Source organism: Pseudobacter ginsenosidimutans (genome assembly GCF_007970185.1).
GTDB classification, from domain to species: domain Bacteria; phylum Bacteroidota; class Bacteroidia; order Chitinophagales; family Chitinophagaceae; genus Pseudobacter; species Pseudobacter ginsenosidimutans.
Window position 1 is genome coordinate 4,316,156 of sequence record NZ_CP042431.1, and the last position, 24,174, is coordinate 4,340,329.

The 24,174-nt window shown below is 47.8% G+C and carries 9 protein-coding genes; all 9 read left to right on the forward strand.

Annotated features, from left to right (window positions below):
- The first annotated feature begins 6 nt into the window (after positions 1–6).
- The 9 genes from FSB84_RS17155 to FSB84_RS17195 all read left to right on the forward strand — a co-directional run bounded on the left by FSB84_RS17155 (position 7) and on the right by FSB84_RS17195 (position 23,974).
- Positions 7–1,479, forward strand: a complete 1,473-nt coding sequence (locus FSB84_RS17155) for a RagB/SusD family nutrient uptake outer membrane protein (protein ID WP_130539154.1) — start codon at positions 7–9, stop codon at positions 1,477–1,479.
- Between the two features lie 41 nt (positions 1,480–1,520).
- Positions 1,521–2,294 carry a hypothetical protein gene (locus FSB84_RS17160; protein WP_130539155.1) on the forward strand — a complete coding sequence of 258 codons (774 nt, stop codon included), beginning with the start codon at positions 1,521–1,523 and terminating at the stop codon, positions 2,292–2,294.
- Positions 2,295–2,350: 56 nt separating this feature from the next.
- Positions 2,351–3,277 carry an ABC transporter ATP-binding protein gene (locus tag FSB84_RS17165; RefSeq protein WP_130539156.1) on the forward strand — a complete coding sequence of 309 codons (927 nt, stop codon included), beginning with the start codon at positions 2,351–2,353 and terminating at the stop codon, positions 3,275–3,277.
- Positions 3,278–3,288: 11 nt separating this feature from the next.
- A complete protein-coding gene (locus FSB84_RS17170; RefSeq protein WP_130539157.1) occupies positions 3,289–5,607 on the forward strand; it encodes an ABC transporter permease subunit in 2,319 nt (772 codons plus the stop codon).
- A 6-nt stretch (positions 5,608–5,613) separates the two neighbouring features.
- Entirely contained in the window at positions 5,614–6,912 is a 1,299-nt protein-coding gene (locus tag FSB84_RS17175) for a MutS-related protein (protein ID WP_130539158.1), read from the forward strand.
- Positions 6,913–6,932: 20 nt separating this feature from the next.
- A complete protein-coding gene (locus FSB84_RS17180) occupies positions 6,933–8,249 on the forward strand; it encodes a MutS-related protein (RefSeq protein ID WP_130539159.1) in 1,317 nt (438 codons plus the stop codon).
- A gap of 325 nt (positions 8,250–8,574) precedes the next feature.
- Positions 8,575–11,232, forward strand: a complete 2,658-nt coding sequence (locus tag FSB84_RS17185; protein ID WP_130539160.1) for a T9SS type A sorting domain-containing protein — start codon at positions 8,575–8,577, stop codon at positions 11,230–11,232.
- 226 nt (positions 11,233–11,458) lie between these two features.
- Complete coding sequence (locus FSB84_RS17190; RefSeq protein WP_130539161.1) at positions 11,459–22,780, forward strand: right-handed parallel beta-helix repeat-containing protein; 11,322 nt, start codon at positions 11,459–11,461, stop codon at positions 22,778–22,780.
- 57 nt (positions 22,781–22,837) lie between these two features.
- Positions 22,838–23,974: a T9SS type A sorting domain-containing protein gene (locus FSB84_RS17195; protein WP_130539162.1), complete on the forward strand. Its 1,137-nt coding sequence runs from the start codon at positions 22,838–22,840 to the stop codon at positions 23,972–23,974.
- Positions 23,975–24,174: the final 200 nt, after the last annotated feature.

Genomic DNA, 24,174 nt, shown 5'->3' on the forward strand with positions numbered 1-24,174 from the left:
TCATGTATGTTCAGGTCAATAAAAAAGATAGCGGTTGTTTTGATCGGGCTTTTCTCCTGCCTGATCAGTTCTTCCTGTAAAAAATTACTGGAGGTGGAAGCTCCCATCAATAGCATCACTACAAAGGATGTTTTCAGTACAGACGATCAGGCCGAAATGGCGATGGCCGCCATGTACTCCCTGATGGTGAATTCCGATAGTTATTTCAGCAATGGTGGCGTGTCCATTGCAGGAGGCTTATCGGCTGATGAGCTTTACGCTTATTATGGCGCTGCACAAAGTCCTTTATACCAACTCAACACCAATAGCCTGCTGGCAGACAATGCTCCAACAAAAGAGATTTGGGTTTCTGCCTACAATATCATTTACCTGGCCAATTCCATCATCGAAGGCATCGGTGAATCAACAGCCACCACGTTGAGTGTACGGGCAAGAAAGCAATTGACGGGTGAGGCGAAATTCATCCGCGCACTTTCATTCTTCTACCTTACTAATTTGTTTGGCGATGTTCCGCTGGCGCTGACGGTAGACTTCAATAAAACCCAGCGGATGGCAAGAACACCGCAACAGCAGGTGTACAACCAGATCATCGATGACCTGAATGCGGCACAGTCGGCACTCGCAGATGATTATTCCGCTTCAGGCGTTTTACAGGAAAGGATCCGTCCCAATAAATGGGCTGCCATTGCTTTGCTGGCCCGCGTTCATCTTTACCTGAAAGATTATCCGCAGGCGCTGACAGAAGCAAAGTCCGTGATCGATCAACAGGGATTGTTTGATCTTGAAGACAACCCCGATAATGTATTTGCTCCCACCAGCAGGGAGGCCATCTGGCAGCTGAAACAAGCAACCGATCATCCAACTACGAGAAATGCCACGAAAGAAGGTAATGCCTTCATCCCATCTCCCTGGGGCACGGGTCCGGCATTCTTTTGTATTACAGAACAATTGCTGAATGCTTTTGAACCCAATGATAAACGCCGTGTACAATGGATTGCCCAAACAGATAATTCCTCTGTAGCTGGAATGCCCCCGGGCATCACCCGGTTCCCTCATAAATACAAACTGGGCTTACACAATTCTGTTCCGGGAATGGATCCTTCTGAATATTATACCGGGCTCCGCCTTGCGGAAATGTACCTGATCCATGCAGAAGCGCAGGCCAATGGAGCAGGTGGAGGACCAGCCGCTGCCATTGATGATCTCAATATTATCCGGCACAGGGCAGATATAGAACTGCTTCCTGCAGGATTAACGGAAACTCAGGTAAAAGCTGCTGTTGAAAAAGAAAGACAAACGGAATTATTTGCAGAATGGGGCCATCGCTGGCTTGACCTCAAACGTACCGGTAAGGCAGCATCAATGCTTTCCCAGATCCCATTGAAACAGCCCTGGAAGGGAGATGATCAGTTGTTGTATCCAATCCCGCCATCAGAATTGAAGGTGAATTCCGCGCTCAAGCAAAATAAGGGCTATTGATGAATGAGGCTCACATCCTGTGCTTCAAAAAAATATCAGTTATGAAAAAAGGAAAATTATTCGCATATATATCAGGGTTATCTGTTCTGCTGATCCTTGCTTCCTGCTCAAAAGACAAACCTGTTACCGGCGCAGCCTCTCTCACGCTGGTAAACGGAATGGTGGGAAGCACTCCTTACCTGGTAACCAATTTCAGTGGCGGACAACCCCTGCAAAGTTATACAGCAGCCATGAAGATCAGTTATGCTACGTACTCTGTATTCAATCAATCCGGCTCCTATAGCGGTTTACAGCCTCTGGCTGTTTACCGCTACCCGGATACTACTTTGCATAGCAGTCCGGTTATCAATGTTAATCTTGATCTGAAGCCCAATACGATGAATACGCTTTTCCTGGCGGGCACCATCACAGCACCAGAATCAGTTTTCACAACGGATCTGCCGCTCTCTCATCCGGTGGAAGACAGCACCATGGGTATTCGTTTTGTGAACCTGTTGAAAGGCAGTGGTCCTGTAAGCATCAATCTCCAGGGAATGCAAAATGGTTCCGAACAGGCTTCACTTGCATACAGGGAAGTAACACCATTCACAAAATATAAAGCTACTGCAGGTATCAGCAGCTATGTGTTCGAGTTCAGGGATGTTGCTTCCGGCAGCGTTTTGGAAACGTACACGCTTGCCGGTATCAACGCTCCTGGCACAAGTGGCGAGCCTAACAGGAGACGATTCCGCAACCTCACCATTGTACTGATGGGCGCTACAGATGTTCCCGCATCACAAACTGTTGCCCTGTATGAATCTTACAGTCCAAATTAAAACCAGCCGGAGGTAGAGGTCCGGCGTTTCACCTATCTAAATAATCAAGCAATTTTATGAGCAGTATATTGAAAATTGAGCGGCTGTCGCACAAATACAGCAGCTCCTGGGCGATCCGTGACATAAACATAGAGATCAGCCAGACCGGAGTTATCGGATTGTTGGGCTCAAACGGAGCGGGCAAGTCCACAACCATGAACATTCTCTGTGGTGTGCTGAACCAAACGGAAGGGAATGTATACATCAATGGCAGCGATACCAGGCAGGACCCCGAAAACGCCAAAGCCAATATTGGTTTTCTTCCCCAGCAACCACCCGTGTATACGGACCTTACTGTGGACGAATACCTCACCTACGCAGCGGAATTACGGTCAGTAGAAAAATCAAAACTAAGAGCGGCTGTGAATGAAGCGAAGGAACGAACCGGTATTACCCATTTCAGCAGAAGGCTGATCGGTAATCTCTCCGGCGGATACAAGCAAAGAGTAGGTATTGCCCAGGCCATCGTACACAGGCCCAAACTGGTGGTGATGGATGAACCCACCAATGGCCTGGACCCTAATCAACTGATTGAAGCAAGAAAGCTGATCAGGGAAATTGCAGTTGATCACACTGTTCTGCTGTCTTCTCATATCCTATCGGAAATACAGTTGCTCTGCAGGGAGATCATTATGATCGAAGCAGGAAGGATCATTTTTTCTGATTCGATGGATGCATTCAACAATTATGCACAACCGAATACATTGCTGGTGCGTTTTGAAAATCCTCCATCTGTAACGGACCTGCAGCAGGTAACGGGCATCCCCAGGGTGGAATACCTTAGTAATGGACAGGCGCGGATCTATTTTGATGGCGATAAAACCGTCACGGAAAAAATAGTAACGGCCAGTGTGCAGTTAGGTTGGAAGTTACAGGAAATACACCTGGAGAAAGGCCTGCTGGATGATATCTTCAAACAACTCTCTAATCAATCCCCCAATTAATCTGTAACTGTATGAAAAAAACGCTTACCATAGCGAAGACCGAACTTCGCAATCTCTTCTATTCTCCGGTGGCATGGTTCCTGACCATCGCATTCATGGTACAATGTGCTATCTTCTTTACAAAGCCACTGCAAATGATCTCAAAGTACCAGGACCTGGCGCAACGGAATAATCCACTGTTCAAGGATTTCGGGCAATCGCTCACAAAGTTGTTATTCCTGGATAAGGATGGGATCTTCTCCAATGTACTGGAAAATCTATTCCTCTTTGTTCCCTTGCTGACGATGGGGTTGATCAGTAGGGAAGTGAATACCGGAACGGTGAAGCTCCTTTATTCTTCACCTGTAAAGCTGCGTCAGATCGTATTCGGGAAATACATTGCCATCATGCTCTATAACCTGCTGCTGCTGTGCGTGCTGGGCATTTTCATGATTGCAGGAAGTGCAAGCATCGTTTCTGCGGATATTGGCATTCTGCTCTCTTCTGCACTTGGGTTCTATTTACTGATGTGCGCTTATACCGCCATCGGCATGTTCATGTCGAGCCTCACCAATTACCAGATAGTTTCGGCGGTTGCCAGTTTTACCGTTGTATTTGTGCTGAGTCATATCGGTGGTTTGTGGCAGCGGTATGATTTCATCCGGGACCTGACTTATTTCCTTTCAATTACCGGCAGAACTACAAAGATGCTCAGAGGACTGGTGACCACCAGTGACCTGGTATATTTTATCGTGATTGTTGGCATGTTCCTGTCGTTTACACTGCTCAAATTGAAAGGCGCCAGGGAATCTAAGCCCTGGATTGTGAAGGCAGGCAGGTATATAACTGTATTGGTGGTGGCGTTGCTGATCGGATATATTACTTCAAGGCCAGGTTTGATAGGTTACCTGGATACTACCGCCACCAAAGAAAATACTATCCATCCGAAACTGCAGCAGATACTGAAAGACATGGGAAACGAACCGGTGGAAGTGACCTTGTATGCCAATCTCCTGGGAGACGGAATTGACCTGGGTTTACCCGAAGCAAGGAATACCTATTTGTGGACGCTCTGGGAAAAATATATCCGCTTCAAACCAAATATCAAACTGAAGTATGAGTACTATTACGACACTGCAAAAGGTGATAGCACCATGTTCAGGAATTTTCCGGGAAAGAATATCGATGAGATCGCGAAGGAAATGGCAGGCTTTTACGATATCAGTGTAAGCAGGTTCAAAAAGCCCGGGTCTTTCAAAGATATTCCCGGCATGGAAGATGAAATGAGGAGGCTGGTGATGGTGGTAAGGTACAAGGGGCGTTCGGCCTTTCTCAGAACCTTTCCGGATACTCAGTTCTGGCCTGATCAAAGCAATATTGCTGCTGTGTTCACGCAATTGACAACAAATGAGCAGAGCAAAGTTTACTATACTACCGGCAACCTGGAGAGAAGTATCTATAAAGTTGGTGAGCGCGAATATCAATATCATACCATCAGCAAGATCAACCGTGAAGCCTTGATCAACCTGGGCTTCGCAGTGGATTCTCTTTCGCTGGAAACAAAAGATATTCCGGCAGATGCCAGCATGCTTGTGCTGGCAGATCCCAAAGTGATGCTTTCCGGTACCGTTAAGGATAAGATCAGGAAGTACGTGGATGCTGGTGGTAATATGATGTTGTTTGCCGAGCCTGGCAAACAGCAGGTGCTGAACCCGGTCCTGCTGCAGATGGGAGTAAAGGTTATGGATGGAACGCTGGTAGAGGTAACCGATTATGAAATGCCTCACCATACCATGCCTTTCTATACAAAATCTGCAGCCGGGTTGGCGGATGAACAAATGTTCCTGTACCTGCGGAAAAACTGGGATACTGTAAGAATGCTTATGCCCGGCGTTGCTGGCATTACAAGTAGCGATTCCGGTTCATTCACCGTACAACCGGTGCTGATAAATGCAGGAAGGAATACCTGGGTGAAAATGGGTAACCTGGTCACCGATTCTGCAGCACCAGTGTTCAATGTGCAGGAAGGTGATTACAGGATGGATGAATTCACCACTGCCGTATCGCTCACCAGGAAAGTGAACAACAGGGAGCAGCGCATCTTTATTGCCGGAGATGCCGACTTCATGAGTAATCTCCGCGGCGGTGGAAATCAACTGGTGCGGGCGGTTTACAGTTGGCTTGATTCCAACAGGTATCCCGTGTATGCTCCTGCCGAACCTTATAAAGACACTTTACTGACCATATCTCCCGACACTGCAGAAGTAACAAAGATCATTTTCGTGTATGTATTGCCGGGAATGGTATTGCTGACAGGGATTGTATTGCTCGTACGTCGTAAACGCCAATAAAAAATCATGAACCTAATTACAGATGAACAAACGATCGGGGATATCCGGATCTTCGGAAAACGTGAAGAGGGAGGTATTTACGACCTGTACAACCAAACGCATACCCGTGGAGGGCAGGTAGTGCTGGAACAAATGTTCCGCTCACCGCTTTCAGATAAGAAAATGATCAATGAAAGAAGCAGCATCATCAGCTGTTTCGCGCAAAAGAATATACTATTCCCTTTCGAAGCTGCGCTCTTCGACATGGCGGAGAAATACCTTGTAACTGATGATCAGGGAAAGCAGGCAGGGACACAGTCTGTATTGAGTGAGAAGGACGTGGCCAATGGTGTAATGGCAGTGATCGAATTGATGCAGCTGATCAGGTCTTTTGTGGAAAGAACAGAAGTGCTTGCCAATGAAGCCTGGCAGCCCGAAAGGATCGGTATCCTGGAACTCCTTACAGACGGGGCTTTTGAGCCTGTGTACCGGGAAAAGGCAAAAGCCAGGATTGCTTATGGCGCTGTCACTGCCTATGACCAGTTATTCAGGGTACGGGAAAAGGCTAAGATCGAAAGATTACTTGCGCTCATCTATAACCTTGACGTATACCTGTCAGTGGCCGGGGTAGCAAGGGAGAGGAAATTTGTTTTTGCGAAGGCTATGGAGAAAGGCGGAGCAATATTAAAAGTGAAAGATGTGTATCATCCGGGATTGACCAATCCCGTGGCAAATGATATATCCCTGCATCCGGAAAAGAATCTGATCTTCCTCACCGGCGCAAATATGGCAGGGAAATCAACCTTTCTCCGTTCGTTGAGCACTGCTTTGTATGTTGCGCATATGGGATTCCCGGTAGCAGCCGGGGCAATGGAGTTTTCGGTTATGGATGGCATTTACACCACAGTTAATCTTCCGGATAATCTGGGAATTGGGGCCAGTCATTTCTATGCCGAAGTTTTGAGGGTGAAAAAGGTAGCTGCCGAATTGGCCATGGGCAAATCGCTATTCATTGTTTTTGATGAGTTGTTCCGTGGTACCAATGTAAAGGATGCGCATGAAGCAACGGTGGCAGTGAGTTTGGCTTTTGCCCGAAAGAAGAACAGCCTGTTCATCATTTCTTCCCATATCGTGGAAGCAGGAGAGCAATTATCGATGCATCCTTCCGTCGGTTTTCAATATCTGCCCACAAGAATGGAGGGGATTACTCCGGAGTACACCTATAAACTGGAAGCCGGAATTACTGCTGACCGTCATGGTATGATCATCATCCGTAATGAAGGTATCCTGGACACCTTGAAAAACGGTCATAAACGAACCGTGTGAAACCGATAAAAAATACAATCATGAATTTCAGTATCGATAAACAAACCCTGGAAGAATTGAACCTGCTGGGAAAGTTCCGCCAAGGATCTGTTTACCATCTTTTCAATAAAGTCAAAACGAGGGGAGGGGAGCGCCTCCTGGATGAAATGTTCAGGCATCCGTTGACGATTGCGGACCAGATCAATGAGCGCAGTAATGTGTTCCGCTTTTTCCAGGAAGCGGATCTGCCATTTCCTTTCGATGAGCAACAGCTGGCGCTAATGCATGAATATATCGATAGCAGTTCCGGGAGCTCTGCCGGAATGGTGTTGATGAAAACTGCGTTCAAAAAGGTGTTATCCGGTCTTACCCGTGACGAGAGATACAGGAAATCAGTTCAGGGCTTACAGGCGAGCATCGTAACGCTCAACAGGTGTGATGCTTTCCTCGGATCTGTCAGGGGACCTCTTGGAGCATTCGATCAGCGCATGGCGAAGATCAGGAAGATCCTGAACGATAAGCACCTGGTTAATCTCCGGAATCTGGATATTTATGGGGCACTTCCGGTCAGAACACTTGCTTTCTATGAGCATCTGCTTCAGAACAGGATGCGCAATGAAATAGAGGAATTGATGCAATTTATATATGAAATTGACCTGAACATTTCCGTTAGTTCTGTGGCAAAACAGAGAGGATTTATGTATGCAGTGGCCTTTCCTCCGGAGTCAAATATCCTGTCTGCCGGCGAGCTCAGGCATCCCTGCATCGATGGGGCGGTAGGGAATATCGTCAAGATGGATGGCCAACAGAATGTGGTTTTCTTAACCGGTGCTAATATGGCTGGTAAATCAACATTGATGAAGTCGGTTGGGATAGCGCTGTATATGGCGCATATGGGATTCCCTGTGGCCGCTGCTGTTATGGAATTCTCTGTAAGGGACGGACTTTATTCCTCCATCAATGTGGCAGATAATATCGGTTTGGGTTATAGTCATTTCTATGCCGAGGTGGTAAGAGTGAAGCAGGCCGCAGATGCGGCTGCCAGCGGAAAGCGACTGTTGCTGATGTTCGATGAACTGTTCAAGGGAACGAATGTTAAAGACGCTTATGATGGAACACTGGCCGTAACGGAAGCATTTTCTGAATACCGGGAATGCCTGTTCATTGTATCCACGCATATCATTGAAGTAGGGGAGGCGCTGAAGCAGATGGGAAACATACAGTTCGTATTCATGCCTACGATCATGGAAGGCGTACAGCCCCGCTATACTTACAAACTGGAACAGGGAATTACAGAAGACAGGCAGGGGATGCTGATCATACGGAACGAAGGGATACTGGAGATGCTGGAAAGTTGAGAACGTCAGTATATCCTGATCGGTTTTGATCTGGATCCTGTTGCAATAATTGCCCCGGCCAGCCGGGGCATTTTTTTTTCGTAAAAACGAAACCTGCGATGTAGTGTATTTAGTAAAATTACTCTTAGTGTTGCGTTACAGTTAATTAAGGTGATGGATATGCGAAAAATGTGCAGATATTGATTATTTTACTTTTGCAACTCCTCCTCTCCGTACTCTTTCAGGTTTTACTTCCCATCTGTTTACTATCGCCATAAAAACGAAAGAACTATTGCAGTTAACCGTAATAGTGGTTACGCTGTATTCCTGAATTAATAACCTTAATATGAAAAAAACATTACTCACCTCATTGGCATTGCTGATGCTGGTATTTGCGCAGGCGCAATTTACTGTCGACCCCGGCGTCTGGAAGCTCGTTACCATTCACGGCCGAACCTTCAAGATCTTTGTTCCCGATGATTTTGCCACAGGCAGTAATTATTTTTTCCATGTGGCTTTCTATGGAAACGGGGAATTGAACGGAACGCAGCTGGATTCGCATGTTCCCGGTGTATGGTTCAACAGCCAGAACAACTGGGATGGTTCTGTTCACATGAACGATAGTACTGTAGCAAAATTCATCGTTTTCGGAGTTCCGAATTATGGCATACTTCCACAACTGTATGCAGATGCGATCGATTCTGTATTCAAAGTGATCGGCAACAAAGTGGATACCTCCAACCGGAATTATTTTTCCGCCAGCGGATTTTCCGGAGGACCGGGAAGGATGTGGAGCTGGCTGGGCCAGAGCAATTCTCCATACAGGATGGTCTTCCGCAATACCATTTCTATGTCGCCAACCTGGCTGGGTTCAGATATTACAGCGAGAAGTTCTACAGGGAGGCACTGGGTATGGTATTCCAGCAAAGACAATAACAGCGGAACACCAGGACCAGCAGCCGTTGCCCTCTACCAGGATATCGGAAGCAATGAAAAATTGATCACCAATCAATGGATGCAGGATTCCTGTCATTGCCGGAGGATCTGGGACAGCTGTATGAGCATCAAAGGTCTTGGTACACCACACGGCGGCAATGCCCAAAGCAATCGCTGGCGCTGGTTGGTAGATCCCGCTGATGGGATCTCAGGAGGCCCTTCTCCCGATTTCGGATTTGCTGTGGCGCAGCTTCGTCAGAAAACATTCAATGGTAAGAATTATCTGTACTACCTACCGGATACGGCTAACCGTACAACACTCAAACATTATTTTATTTTCAATACAGTGGATTCTTCAGGGAAGGATTCCGCTTATGCAGTACAGAGAGGATTGGCAAAGAAATATAAAGATGGATGGAATGGGAAGATCCCGTTGTGCACAGGCGATACTGCAGTGTTCTCCATGTTCACGCAGTTGAATGATCCTGCTGCGAAAGTGGTGCTGGAATATGGCGTTCAACTGGCGCTTGACAGTCTTCCGAATCATATCTTCGATACTGTTTCATCACGAAGGAGCAGGAATATCTTAACTGCCATCGGCCTGGGCGCCAATATGCAGCTAAGCTATCTCATGAATAAATTTGTTGGTGGACAGGGGACTGCTTTCTTCAGGGATAATTTCGGCGCATATGTTTCTGTGGACCATTCTTTGAACGGCAATCAGAACAGCAATGGATGGGCTTCTATTAAAACACCATTGAAGAGCTGGTGGTGGACGAGTAATCTGAGCGGTTATCCTTTTTACGCATCCAATAGCAGGATCAGTAAAGATTCAGCGGATAATCGAAATCCGGGTGCACTCTCCAGGATCACCGAGATCGCTGTGAGTTATTCTCCCATTACCTGGGACAGCGCTTACAGTACGGCGCGCAATTCTCCTTCCAACAATATCTTCCGCTGGATCATCGATACCAGTGAATGCAACGTGAACCCGCCTGTACAATCTCAGTGGCCATTTGTGATCGGCCAATTGCGGCAGAAAACATACAGTGGCAAGAATTTCCTGTATTACATTCCCGACACTGCACAGCGCGCCTCACTTAAACACTATTTCATCATGAATGTGATCGATGCGGCAAACAAGGATTCCGCCTGGGCAGTGGAAAGAGGGCTCGCTAAAAAATACCTTAACGGATGGAATGGAAAACAACCGCTCTGCAATGGAGATACTGCCGTGTTCACGATGATCATGCAATTGCAGAATCCTGCGGGGAAAGCAGATATGGAGCTTGGGTTCAAATTGGCTTTGGATAGTCTGCCTGATCATATTTTTGATACAACTTATTCCCGCCGTTCACGCAATGTCCTTACGGGAATCGGTCTGGGCGCCAACACGCAGCTCACTTATCTGATGAACCGTTTCATATTCGGACAGGGAAGCGCCTTATGGAGAAAAAGTTTCGGCGTTTATATTTCAGTGGACCAGTCTGATAATGGAAATCTCAACACGGCGGGATGGGCAGATATAGAAAGACCACTGAAGAGCTGGTGGTGGACAAGCAGCACCAGTGGTTATCCCTACATGCCCTACATAGCCCGGGTTGGAAAGGATTCCGCTGATAATTATAATCCAGGACCATTGACGAAGCTGACTGAAATTCCGGTAAGCTATTCTCCCGTTACCTGGGATAGCGCCTATAGCACTGCCGGCAGTTCATCTTCCAATAATGTATTCATCTGGATCGCTGATACCACGGATTGCAACGGATTAATGAACCTGCAGGCTGCGTCTCTTGAAACGCTGTCTGCAAAATTGGAACAAAGAATTGGGATCAATCCGAATCCTGTTCATCATACATTGAATATAAATTATTCCGCTGATGCGCCGGGTATAACAGTGATCAATATCCTAAGTGTTGATGGAACAGTGTTGCAAAAAAGGTCGATGACCAGCAGAATAGGTATGAATAGATATGAGGTAAATGTGCAGTCATTTTCGAAGGGACAATACATTATTCAGTTAAGGAATGGCAATACAACTATTACAAGGAAGTTCATAAAGTTGTAGGAGCAACCCTTTTGGAGAAGCATTTAATGGAATCCCGGTTACTTTCAGTGACCGGGTTTTTTGAATAGCTGCTGCAGGGGACCGTATTTTTACAAAAGGTCAGTAGAACTAGTTCTACAAAACAATCGAATTCCATCTATACTAACGAAAACATATATCCTCTAATTTTATACGTTCGTGCGACTGTGCTCCTGACAGTCTTCAAAAACACTAATCACAGGTTCATATGAAAGCCACAACCACCATGGGCGGGCGGGTCAAAGACCGGCCTGAGAAACCATTATGCCTATCTTTTAGATCAAAACAAACAGTTCTTTCAATCTTCTTTCTCTTATTCGCTTTTCTGGCAAGAGCTACCGACTTCATCGTTACCAATACGAATGATAGCGGGCCGGGATCCCTCCGGCAGGCCGTGCTGGATGTAAATGCAGCAGGCACCGGACCACACACGATCAAATTTGTGGTGTATGGTCAGATCACATTGCTAAGCTCACTACCAGCCATCACCCAAACAGTGAGCATCGATGGGGAGAATAAGATCACCATCAATTCGAACGGCACCAATGCCGTGATCATCCCCTTCGATATCAGGACCGACAATGTAGCGGTTCGGAATTTCAAACTTACCAATAGTGGTGAGATTAACTTTTTCATTCGCGCCAATACAAATGGTGTACTGATCGATAACATCCGCGCCAGCAGCACCACAGGCAACTTTCTCAATGCCATGGTGAATGTGGAAGGAAGTTCAACCGGCCTCACCATTCGCAATCTCTGGTGCTCCGATACCGAGCCCGCAGGTAGTGGCTATAACGGCAGGGCCATCTATTTTGCCGGTGGCATGCATACCGGATTGGTAATGGATAATATTCACCTTTCGTCTCAAAACAATACAAGAGGTGGAGAAGCAGTTGTATTCAGGGATGCATCCGTGAATGGCTGGACCTTTACCAATAGTACCATCAGCGGATTCCTGAATGGCATTGTGCTGGACAATACCGGCGGCGTAACAGAAACTGCCAATAATATTGAACTGAATAATATTACCATCGACTCCATGTATAGTGGAGTAGGACTGGGCTTTTATTCAGATTTTGTAAGCACTGATATCAGGATCAGGAATACTTCGATAGACCTCAATGTGCTGGCAACAACTGATGAAGGTGATTATGCCATCCGCTTCGACAATACTGCAACAGGTATTACCCTGGAGAATGTGACCATTAAGGATGTAGATATTTACAGCGTCTGGTTTAATGGTGCTGCACAAAATATCACCATAGATCAGTGTAATATCAGCCATCCAACGCCGGGGGTTGGTTATGGTGGCCAATTCGTACGTTTCGAAAGCACTGCCAATACCGTTACCATTAAAAATAGTGTGCTGGATGCGAAAAAACTTAATGCTGCACAGGAAGCAGGCACCGGAATTACATTTGTTGGCGCTACTACCAATACAACACTGGATAATATCACCATGAATGAATTTGATTCAGATGGGATTAATGCATCCGGAGCCAATACCAATTTTCAGGTTACCAATTGCCGATTTACCAATAATGGTGATGGCATCGAGTTTTATAACAATGCAGCACGTACTAATGTAGATATCGTTAACTCCACCTTCACTGGTAATACCAGGGCCAGCATAGTGATCAATGCCGCCAATGCTGTATCAGACATTGATGTCACCGGAAACACAATCACCAAAGGTGGAGGTCATGGTGTGTGGTTGTATGGTGGTGCCAGTGTATCCGATATACAGGTAACGGGTAATGTGATCCGTGACAATGGAGCCGCAGGTATCAACAATGAGGCGCCCAACAAAGTGATTATTTCCGACAACTCCATATATAATAATGGTACAGCCGGCATTTCATTGCCAGGCGGTAACTGTTCTTACACCAATGCAGCAGGCCGTACACCTGTTTTGATTTCTTCCACCAGCCTGGGTGGCGGACAGTATCAGTTGCAACTGACCATTCCCAACATCACGGCAGGAGCGCAATATACCGTTGATATCTATGCGAATGATCCGGGAACATCAAAAACAAGCGGACAATACTTTGTTACTTCTATCGCCGGATTGTCTTCCGGTACTTCAACACAAACCATCACTTACAATGCAGGTCCCGGTGCTACGGGCGTTGGTTTCTGGACCGCCACCTTGCGGATCCCGGCCAACAACTGCGGCACTTCTGAATTCAGCAACAGTATTCCGCTGGGCACAAAAGCACCTGCCTGTATCAACAATGGCATACTTGCCTGGTACAGGGCCGATATGGGTGTGAATGGAACGTTGTGGGGAGATATCAGCGGAAACGGTAACAATATGACGGTCCAGGGAGATCCTGATGATACTACCGGCCTGGTGAACTTCAATAAAGCATTTTATTATGATGGCAACGATGCGCACCTGGTTCCTGCAGGAGCCACCGTTACCACTGCCTATACCATGATGGGACTGGGCAAGCTGGAAGGCACGCAGAACGGCCGTGTGTTCAGCAGCTACACAGGCAACAAACTGATCGGCTGGTGGTCAAACGGAGACAATGGACTGCATATCGAAAGCTGGCAAAGGAATACAAGCGTCATCACCAACAATACAAGATTATATTCCCTGAAGCGCGCCAATACCGGTAGTGGCCCCTATGAATTCAAAGGCAATGGCGCACTGCTCAACTCAGGAACAGCTTCCAATGCAACGGTATGGAGCCTGGAAGTAGGTGGTTCAGTCTTCAATGATTTCAGTAAAGTATTTGTTCCGGAAGTGTTTATTTACAACCGTGATCTTTCCCCGGCCGAAATTCAAAAGCTGGAGTCGTATATGGCGCTGAAATACGGCATCACACTGAACGGTGGCCTTACTGATTATATAGCTTCGGATGGTACTTCACTGATGTGGACGGCATCCGCCAATACTGGATACCAGTTCCGCATCACGGGCATCGGTAAGGATGATTGCACAATGCTGCACCAGAAGCAATCGCTGAGTGCGGATACAGGCATCATTACCATTGCGCTTGGTAATGCTGTGATGTTATCCAATGCAGCCAACACCAATGCGGTGACAACTGATAAGACTTTCTTCTTTTTTGCAGATAACAATGGAAGCACCAAACTTGCTACAGCTGTTACCGGTACCAATGTGAACCAACGGATGGCGCGCGTTTGGAAAGTAGAGAAATCTGCAACCTGGGCTAACCAGGATATCACGCTGAAAGTAAAAGGAACGGGTGCCAACAATTACCTGCTCATCAGCTCCGATGCAGCATTTGGCACTATCAGCCAGGAACTGCCTTTTGATGCAAATGGACAGGTGACGCTCAATTCTTCCTTATTGGCGAACGGATCTTATTTCACTATTGCCAGCACCATCAAAGGACCGGGTAATGTGAATGCAGGTATTGCATTGTGGTTGCGTGCAGATGATGGTGCAGCGAATGGCGCTACCTGGAATGATGCCAGTGGAAATGGTAACGGCGCCGCACAGACTGTATCAGGAAATCAGGCTGCTGTTCTGCCTTCAGTTATCAACTTCAACCCAGCGTTGAAATTCGATGGCAGCACCGATAACCTGCTGAGCCCATCTCTCTTCACCGGAACAGGTGTTAACAATGCTCAGATCTATGCTGTAACCATTACAGATGCAATACAAACCCAGGCCCTCTTTTGTGAGGTGGTGAGTACAGGACAACCGATCCTGGCGCACGTTCCCTGGAGTGATGGTATCCTGTACTTCGATGCTCCTTATGGTTACAGGGTACAAAACGCCTGGGGTGGAAATATTGGTTCACCTTATCTCTGGAGTTTCCTCCGTTCTCCTTCCGGTATGAGCGGTAACAGGAACAGGATCCCGGTAGCCAGTTATACCGGTCCTCTTAATAGTATCGCCGGGAACAACAGTCCGTTCTATGTAGGCTCTTATCCCGCAGGTGGATTCTTCAATGGAAAAGTTGCTGAACTGATCGTTTACAATAATTCCGCTGCTACCAGCAATACACAACGCCAGCAGATAGAATCTTACCTCGCATTGAAATACGGATTGACATTATCTCCTGCCACTCCTGTTGACTACCTTGCCAGCGATGGGTCCAAATTCTGGGACGCCACACTGAACAACGGGTACAATATTAATATCACAGGTATCGGAAGAGACAATGGCAGTGTGCTGCTGCAGAAGCAATCGGTGAGTGCTGATGATAAATTCCTCACCATTGCATTGGGCAATACCGTTGCTGTGAGCAATGCTGCCAATACCGGCGCTATTGCATCTGACCTGTCGTTCTTCGTAACAGGCAGCAACAATGGTGCAAAACAATATACTGTAAATGTGACCGGCATCACAGGTGTGAACGTGGCCATGGCCCGCACCTGGAAAGTGCAGAAAACAAACTGGACCGATCAGGACATTACCTTCCTGACAGATTCTGCGGTTACTGCGCCCCGTTATCTCCTCATCAGTACAGATGCCAGCTTTGGTGCAGGTGATATTGCACTGCCCATTACCGGCAGGAGCATTACCCTTAACAGCAGTCAGCTGCCCAATAACGCTTACTTCACTTTTGCCAATGAGCTGAAAGGACCGGGTGGTGTTGTGAATGGCATCGGCGCCTGGTACCGTGGTGACTATGGATTGTCTGGAGTGAAATGGGATGATTACAGCGGACGTGGCATCAACCTGCCTGCTCCCGGAGTTCCCAACAGGCCAGGTGTTTCTATCAATGGTATGAACTTCAACCCTACAGCTACTTTTACACCCGGGCAATATTTCGGACTTGGAAATACAATTGATCCTTCCATTTCTGTATTGGGAAATGGCAATATGAACAATATCGCCATCTTCGGTGTGTCATCCATTCCGGTTGCCAATAATGGCGCACTGTTCAACCAGATGACCACCAATGGTTACGCTGTTATTGCATCTCCGCATAATGCTGGCAATGCACAATGGGATGCGCCTTATGGTTACAGGCAAACGGCACCATGGGGTGGCAGTCTCAACAAAGCCAATGTATGGAGCTTTGTGAAGAGCCTCGATCATATGAGTTTCTACCGCGATCGTAATACGCTGGCATCCGACAATACACACAGGGATTACGGTGTCAACAACGGTGGCAACTATTCTACCAATATCGGTGTGTACCATGGTGTGGATTATTTCACAGGAAATATTCCTGAACTGATCATCTATAAGGATATCACCAATGCCGGCATGCCGGTGGCTGACAGGATTCGTATCGAATCATATCTTGCCCTTAAATATGGTATTACACTGAACCTTACTGGTGTTACCGGTTATACTGCTTCTGATGCGTCGGTGTATTGGAATGCTGCTACGAATGGTGTTTACAGCAAACATATCACTGGTATCGGACGTGATGATCTTTCCGAGCTCAACCAGAAACAATCAGTGAGTGTGGATACAGGGCTGGTAACTATTGCACTCGGTAATGCCGTAGCAACAAGCAATGCTGCCAATACTGCAAGTATCACCAACGATAAATCTTTCTTCCTCATCAGCGATAATGGTGGATCCGGCAAATTCCTGACAGCGATAACAGGTCAGTCAGGACTCACCAACCGCATGACAAGGATCTTTAAAGTGGACAAGACTGCCAATTGGAATGAACAGGACATCACCCTGAAGCTCAGTGGCGGAAATGCCAATACTTATCTTATCGTTAGTACAGATGAAGTGTTTGACGGAACTGATACAAGATATGCGCTGAATGCAGACAGTACCGTTACGCTCAATACCAGCAACCTGGCTGATGGCGTTTACTTCACGTTTGCAAAAGACATAAAGGGCCCCAATGGTGTAAATGCCGGCCTCAACTTCTGGCTGCGTGCCGATGATGGCCAAACATCCGGCGGCTCCTGGAAAGACTATTCAGGCTATGGCCACGAAGCCGTTCAGCCTGTTACCAACTCACGGCCTGCAACAGACGCTAAAGCCATCAACTTCAACTATGGCTTGAAATTCGATGGAACGGATGACTTCCTGGATATCAATACTACCCGCGTGGATCCTGATAACTCTACCATCTTTGCGGTAGGATCCGGAGCCGGGTTTGCAACAGGCCGTGAGCTGGTGGGAAGCGGCGCTGTAAACTCAGCCTATGGTATGGAGCTCAGGCTGGTGGCGCCAGGGATACTTCAATACCTTGAAAACAATGCTAGCGTTGTTGCAGTAGCAGGCGTGCTTCCGACAGTAGAGAACAGACCTTATCTTTGGAGCGCTACACAAAGCAATGCAGCCAATGGCGTAAGGCTGTTCCAGAACAACAGGCTGGATGTTCAGGGGACCATAGGGTTAAGTCCTCAGCTAACAGCCAACCTGGTATCCATCGGATCAAGGACCATCGCTGCCAGAGGCGTTTTCTGGTGGGGTAATATTTCCGAAGTGATCGTGTACAACCGTGTTGTAACCGATGCTGAGCGTCAGTCTGTGGAATCATACCTCGCCCTTAAATATGGTATCACCCTGCACCAGACACCAGGTATCAGCTACCTGGCCAGCAACGGAACAGCCTACTGGAACCATACCACCAATGGTATTTATAATAAGCGTATCACTGGTATCGGAAGAGACGACAGCACCGCGCTGAACACGAAGCAATCCCTCTCTGTAGACACAGGGTTTGTAACGCTGGCGCTGGGTTCCTCCATTGCCATTACCAATGAAAGCAATACCAGTACCATCACCAACGACAGATCTTTCTTCGTATTTGGTGATAATGGATTGAGTGCAGCTAATTTCACGGTCACCGTTAGTGGAAGTGCCAATGTTACCCGTCGCATGGCAAGGGTTTGGAAAGTGCAGAAAACAAACTGGACTGATCAGAGCATCACCCTGAAAGTGAAACCACTGGGTGTTGACAATTATCTCCTGATCAGCACTGACGAAACTTTTGCCAATATCGATGAGGAAGTGCCGGTAGCAGCAGATGGAACAGTAACACTTTCTTCTTCACAGCTGGCAGATGGCATCTTCTTCACCTTCGGCGCTCCATTGAAATCACCGGGCGGTGTGTCTGGTCATGCTCTCTGGCTGCGTGCAGATGTAGGAACATCCAGCACAGTGAACAATACTTTGGTGAGCGACTGGAGCGACCTGAGCGCTTACAGCAATACCCTTACTCAAACAAACACGGCTGTTCAGCCTACATGGCTCAATAATACAGCAACCAATATCAACTTCAACCCGGTGATGAGGTTTGGCGGAGCCGGCTACATTATGACCGGTGCATCTATCCTGAAAACAGGAACCTATAACGGCGCTGCTGCTTTTGCAGTGAACAGCCAGCAGACAGCTCTCAATGCCATTATCCTCAATGAAAATGCAGCGAGCAGCAGTTTCTTCAACCTTCATGCAACATGGGGAGATAATGTGGTGTACTGGGATCCTCCGTACCCTGCCGCCCGCCTTACCTACAATGCTGGTAATGTAAACGGGCAGGTAAATATCTGGACCGGCACCAGCGATATCAGTCTGGCTACCGGCAAGCAGGCTATATTCAGGAACGGTACAAGTGTGGCAACCGGAAACGTGAATGCAACCTACACCGGTAACAACAGCCCGCTCAACATCGCACAGAACTATAATGGCCGCCTGCCGGAACTGATCGTTTACAATACTGCGCTGACACCGAATGAGATGGCGAGAGTGAACACCTACCTGGCGATTAAATATGGTCTCACGCTCAACAGTGGCAATTCCAGTTATCTCGCCACTGATGGCACTATCGTTTGGGATGCAGCAGCCAATGCAACGCATAAGAACAATATCGCCGGTATCGGTCGTGATGATGAAGAGATACTGGGACAGAAACAAGCCCGCAGCATCAATGCAGGCTTACAGGTAGCCATTGGACTTGGCAGTATCGATTCTACCAATACCGCCAATACCAATACATTCACGAATGATAAGTCGTACATGGTTTGGGGCGATGATAATGGAGCCGTGAGTTTCCGCACAGCCATTACCGGTACAACACTCGCCAACTATCGTATGGCAAGGGTTTGGAAGGTACAGGAAACCGGAACTATCGGTGATGTACAAGTGGCAGTTCCTGCCAATGCGCTCGCGAACCCCGGTGCTTCTTATATCGTGATAAGTAATGATGATGTTTTTGATGGAACGGATGTGCTGGTAAAACTGGAACCTGTTACCATCGAGAACAAGGTTCATTATGCAGCAACAGTTGATCTTACCAACGGACAGTATTTCACATTCGCCAATGATCTGAAACTTCCCGGAGGTGTGCCAGGAAACACGCTGTGGCTGCGTGCTGATTACGGCACTTCATCTGTTGTGGATGGTACCACCATCAGCGACTGGAATGATTTTGGCGCAGACATCAATAATGCAGTACAGGCTACAGCCGCCAACCAGCCCGGATTTGCAAACAATGCTACTTCCAATATCAACTTCAATCCGGTTGTGAAGTTCAACGGAACCAGCCAGCGTATGATCCTGGATGGAACCAAATTGCCGGTGGGCACTTCAGCCAGGACTGTGATCGCTGCAACTGCGAACGCAGCAACTGCCGGCAGGGGACTTATCGGTTGGGGAGATCAGGCTGCGACAGGTAATGGTACCCGTTATGCCATGGAAATTGGCGGAAATATACGGGCTCTCGAAATTTCCAATAGCCGTTACGGTAATGCGGCCACCAATACACTTCTCCCAGGTATTACCATGTTCACCAATGCGGCCGGCACCACCAATGCCGCCACGCAGATAAGATTGAATGGTGCAGGTATCACCAATTCATTGATCGCTGTAGGCAACCAGACGATCAATACCGCTTCGCTGCCAACAGCGTATATCGGCGATAACGTAATATTTGGTGGAGGCCTCTTTTATAGCGGATCTCTGGGCGATATCGTAGTATACGACAAAACGCTTACACCAACAGAGCAACAACGTGTGGAAACATATATGAGCATCAAATATGGTGTTTCGCTCAGTCAGACTATTCCCACGGATTACCTGGCAACAGATGCTTCCGTGATCTGGAATGCCACTACCAATTCCGTTTACAAGAACAGTATCACCGGCATCGGCCGTGATGACCTGGAAGGATTGAGTCAAAAGCAAAGCCGCAACAGCGACAGCACCCGCCTGCGTATTGCGATTGCCCTTGGCGCATTTGCTGAAAACAATACGATCAATGCCAACAGCTTCACAGCGGATAAGTCTTACCTCATCTGGGGTGATGACAATGGTGCTGTTTCGTTCAAGACCACCATCACAGGTATGCCGAACGTCAACTACCGTATGACCCGCATCTGGAAAGTACAGGAAACGGGCACGGTAGGTGAAGTGGAAGTAGCTATGCCTTTCGATGCATTGCCTAACCCACGTGAATCTTACCTGGTGGTGAGCAATGATGATGTGTTCGATAATACCGATACCTATATTCCATTGTATGATATCATCATCAATGGAAAGAAACACTGGGCTGCCAAAGCAGATCTGAACAATAATCAGTATTTCACGATCGCTGCATTTATCAAGTCGCCCGGTGGAGTAGGTGCTACCAATCTCTGGATGCGCGCCGACCGTGGTATTGAAAACAATACGGATGGAACACCAGTGGATATCTGGATCGACTACGGCAATGAAGTGAACAATGCCAGTCAGTCAAATACAGGCTTCCAACCGGTGTATAACAATAATGTATCAGCGAATATCAACTATAACCCAGTGATCACCTTCAATGGAAGCAACCAGCAGTTGGACCTGGATGTAACCAAACTGCCGACGGGCACAACTGCCAGGACGGTGATCGGTGTAGGTATGCCGTCAGTTGCTCCCACCACTACCCGCTACATTGTTAGCTGGGGTGCAGCCGGGCAAAGCCTGGGTACAGGTCTTGCCGCAGCCGGAGCGCAGGCGGGATATTATGTTGGGTATAACAATGATCTCATCACTGCCAATAATTTCTGGATGCCCAATGTTACCAATGAAATGTTCGGTACCTGGGCTGGTGCAGGCGGTCAGGCTAATCTGTACAGCAAAATGCTGCCAGTGGCCACACCTGCCAATAAAGTCTGGAATACTGGAACTACAGGCGCCCGGATCGGTAACAGCATTTGGGGATCGGAATACTGGAGCGGTCCGATTACAGAAGTGATCATGTTCGACAGGGTGCTCACCGATATCGAACGTCAACGCGTATCAACCTACCTGGCTATCAGGAATGGATATACGATGAATCAATCCACGCCTTACCGGGATTACCTCAATACCAACAGTACGGTGATCTGGAATGGCGCGGCCAATACATCCCATAACAATAATATCGCAGCCATTGGCCGCGATGATGTAGAAGGATTGAGCCAGAAACAGGCGAAGAGCATCCAGCCGGGTGCCATCGTAGCCATCGGCCTTGGTAATATCGCTACAGACAACCTGGCCAATGCCAGCAACTTCTCCAGCGATACCTCTTATATGGTATGGGGTAGCAATGCAACAGCGCTCACTGTAACTGCAACAGATCTGCCTGCTCTGTTCAGTCAGCGCCTCACGCAGGAATGGAAACTGAGTCTCTTCAATTTCAATAACCAGATGCAGCCTGTTGCCATGGAGTTCGATCTCACCGGCATCACGCACAATGGAAAGGATGTGACTGACTTCACCCTGTTGATTGATACGGATGGTGATGGTGACTTCACTACCGGAACCATTACGCAGATCCCCGCAGTTACCTATGCAGGTAATAAAGCAAGCTTCACCAATATTACCACGCTCAGCCACAATGCAGTGTTCACGCTGGCTGTAGGGCCGCAGTCGCTCAGGCTCAATGCCAAAGCCATCTTGCAGGGCGCCTGGAATGGCAGCTCTATGAGAACAAGCCTGAAAACGGCAGCAGTACTGCCTGATACCGATCCTTACGGATTGAGCACTACGCCTTCTGTTGTACCAAATGCTTCGGTTGCACAGGTAGTGGATTGGGTGAAGGTGGAACTGAGAGATGCCGTAAACCCTGCCACAGTAGTGGAAGAAAGGGCCGGTTTCCTGCTCAGTAATGGCGATATCGTGGATAGCAGTTATACAACGCCGTTATCCTTCTTCAATGCGCCGTCTGCCAACTATTATGTGGCTATCCGGCATCGCAACCACCTGGGTGTGATGTCTGCCAGCCCGGTCGATTTCAGCACCGGTACCGGTACGATCGACTTCACTCAAACGTCCACTGCCACTTACGGCACCCATGCGCGTAAAGATCTGGGCGGTGGTGTGATGGCGCTCTGGGCAGGCAACGTAAATGCGGACCAGTCCATCAGGCATTCATCTGCACCATCGGATGTAACACCGGTTGCCAATGCTGTGCTCAACCATGCAGGCAACACGGCCAGGTCGCCTGCTTATACCGGGTTTGTGAGTGTGTACAGTCTGTTTGATGTGAACCTCGACGGCAATATTTTCTACACTGCCACGCCTTCAGATCATGCGATCATCATTGGCAATGTGAAAACACATCCGGGCAACACATTCGGTATTACATCTTATATCATCAGGGAACAATTACCATGATAAACAAACCGGGCGGAACTGAAACGCCGCCCGGTAATTCTTTAAATCTGAATATGTATGAAAAGAATTATAAAGAACATATCGATACTGGCGGTGCTGATGCTGACATTCCAGCAGCAGCAGGCACAGATGCTGGATGTGTCTGTTGTAAACGCAGGAGCCAACAAGATCCAGTTCATAGGCACTGCTACTGCGCCGGGTTTTGATACTGATCCCGGTAATGCATGGGGCCCGATGAATATCACCTGGCGTATTCCAAAGTCGGCCACCGTTCCTGCACCAACAGTAACGCCTCCGGCTATCACACCGGAAGTGACCGCTGAGGCCACCGCTTTTACCGGCGCTGAACCACGCGACCTCGTCAACGCAGGATTGGACCTGACCATGTTCGATCTCACTTTTTTCGGAATGCCCGATGATGGTTATTGGTATTTCCAGGTGACCGGTACCATGGAAAATGTACAAAACATCAGTACCGGAGGAACGGTGCTCCTGTATGAGTTTTCGTTGCCTGCCGGTTGGGTCTGTCCCTCCTGTGTAGAGATCCTTCTCACCGACCTGGGCCTCCCAATCGGAACTGCTTCCTTTATCGACAACGGCGGCCTCGGAAGAAATGTACTGAACCTGGTGACCAATATGGCTCCGCTTCCCGTCAGGTTCATCAGTTTTGAAGCAGCCCGTTCCGGCGATGATGTGAAGCTTGCCTGGAAAGTGGCCGAAGAAGTAAACGTGAGCGGCTATCATGTAGAACGTAGTGCGGATGGCCGCATCTGGAACACCATAAGTTTTGTTCCTTTCAATCCCGCACCAACAGCTGAAAAACTATATACCCTGATCGACCGCGACCCGCTGGGCACGATCAATTATTATCGTATCCGTCAGCAGGACCTGGATGGAAGAGTGAAATATTCCGATGTCCGGTTTGTCCGCTTCAACAGTGAGAACATGGAAGTGAGATTGTACCCTGTTCCTGTAACAAGTGTGCTGAAGCTGAACATACAGAGCCCTGCCAATATTGCCGCCGTTATCCGCGTTACCAATATGCTGGGCAATACTGTACATCAATCCAGAACACAGCTTGTGAAGGGTGGACAAACGGAAGATTTGAATCTCGTTCTTTTACCTGCCGGCACTTACTATATCGAAATAAGAGGAGGTGAGTACAGATGGAGTGGTAAGTTCATCAAGAAATAGTTGAAAGCAAAGAAGAGAAGTAAGGCGCCGCAGTTAACTGTGGCGCCTTTTGCGTATGGATACAACATGATCGCAATCTTCCAGCTCCTGGTGCACTCACACAATTTATATCTCTCGTTTTCAGTGAGCTGTATCGGAACCTTTCTTTTGTCTGTTGCAAGAGTCAGGTTTTCACTGTTGCCAAACGAGGCAAAACTGTT

Bases quoted from the DNA above. Each gene is read 5' to 3' on its own strand.
- FSB84_RS17180 (WP_130539159.1), top strand. From the start codon at position 6,933: ATGAATTTCAGTATCGATAAACAAACCCTGGAAGAATTGAACCTGCTG.
- FSB84_RS17170 (WP_130539157.1), top strand. From the start codon at position 3,289: ATGAAAAAAACGCTTACCATAGCGAAGACCGAACTTCGCAATCTCTTC.
- FSB84_RS17155 (WP_130539154.1), top strand. From the start codon at position 7: ATGTTCAGGTCAATAAAAAAGATAGCGGTTGTTTTGATCGGGCTTTTC.
- FSB84_RS17165 (WP_130539156.1), top strand. From the start codon at position 2,351: ATGAGCAGTATATTGAAAATTGAGCGGCTGTCGCACAAATACAGCAGC.
- FSB84_RS17160 (WP_130539155.1), top strand. From the start codon at position 1,521: ATGAAAAAAGGAAAATTATTCGCATATATATCAGGGTTATCTGTTCTG.
- FSB84_RS17195 (WP_130539162.1), top strand. From the start codon at position 22,838: ATGAAAAGAATTATAAAGAACATATCGATACTGGCGGTGCTGATGCTG.
- FSB84_RS17185 (WP_130539160.1), top strand. From the start codon at position 8,575: ATGAAAAAAACATTACTCACCTCATTGGCATTGCTGATGCTGGTATTT.
- FSB84_RS17190 (WP_130539161.1), top strand. From the start codon at position 11,459: ATGAAAGCCACAACCACCATGGGCGGGCGGGTCAAAGACCGGCCTGAG.
- FSB84_RS17175 (WP_130539158.1), top strand. From the start codon at position 5,614: ATGAACCTAATTACAGATGAACAAACGATCGGGGATATCCGGATCTTC.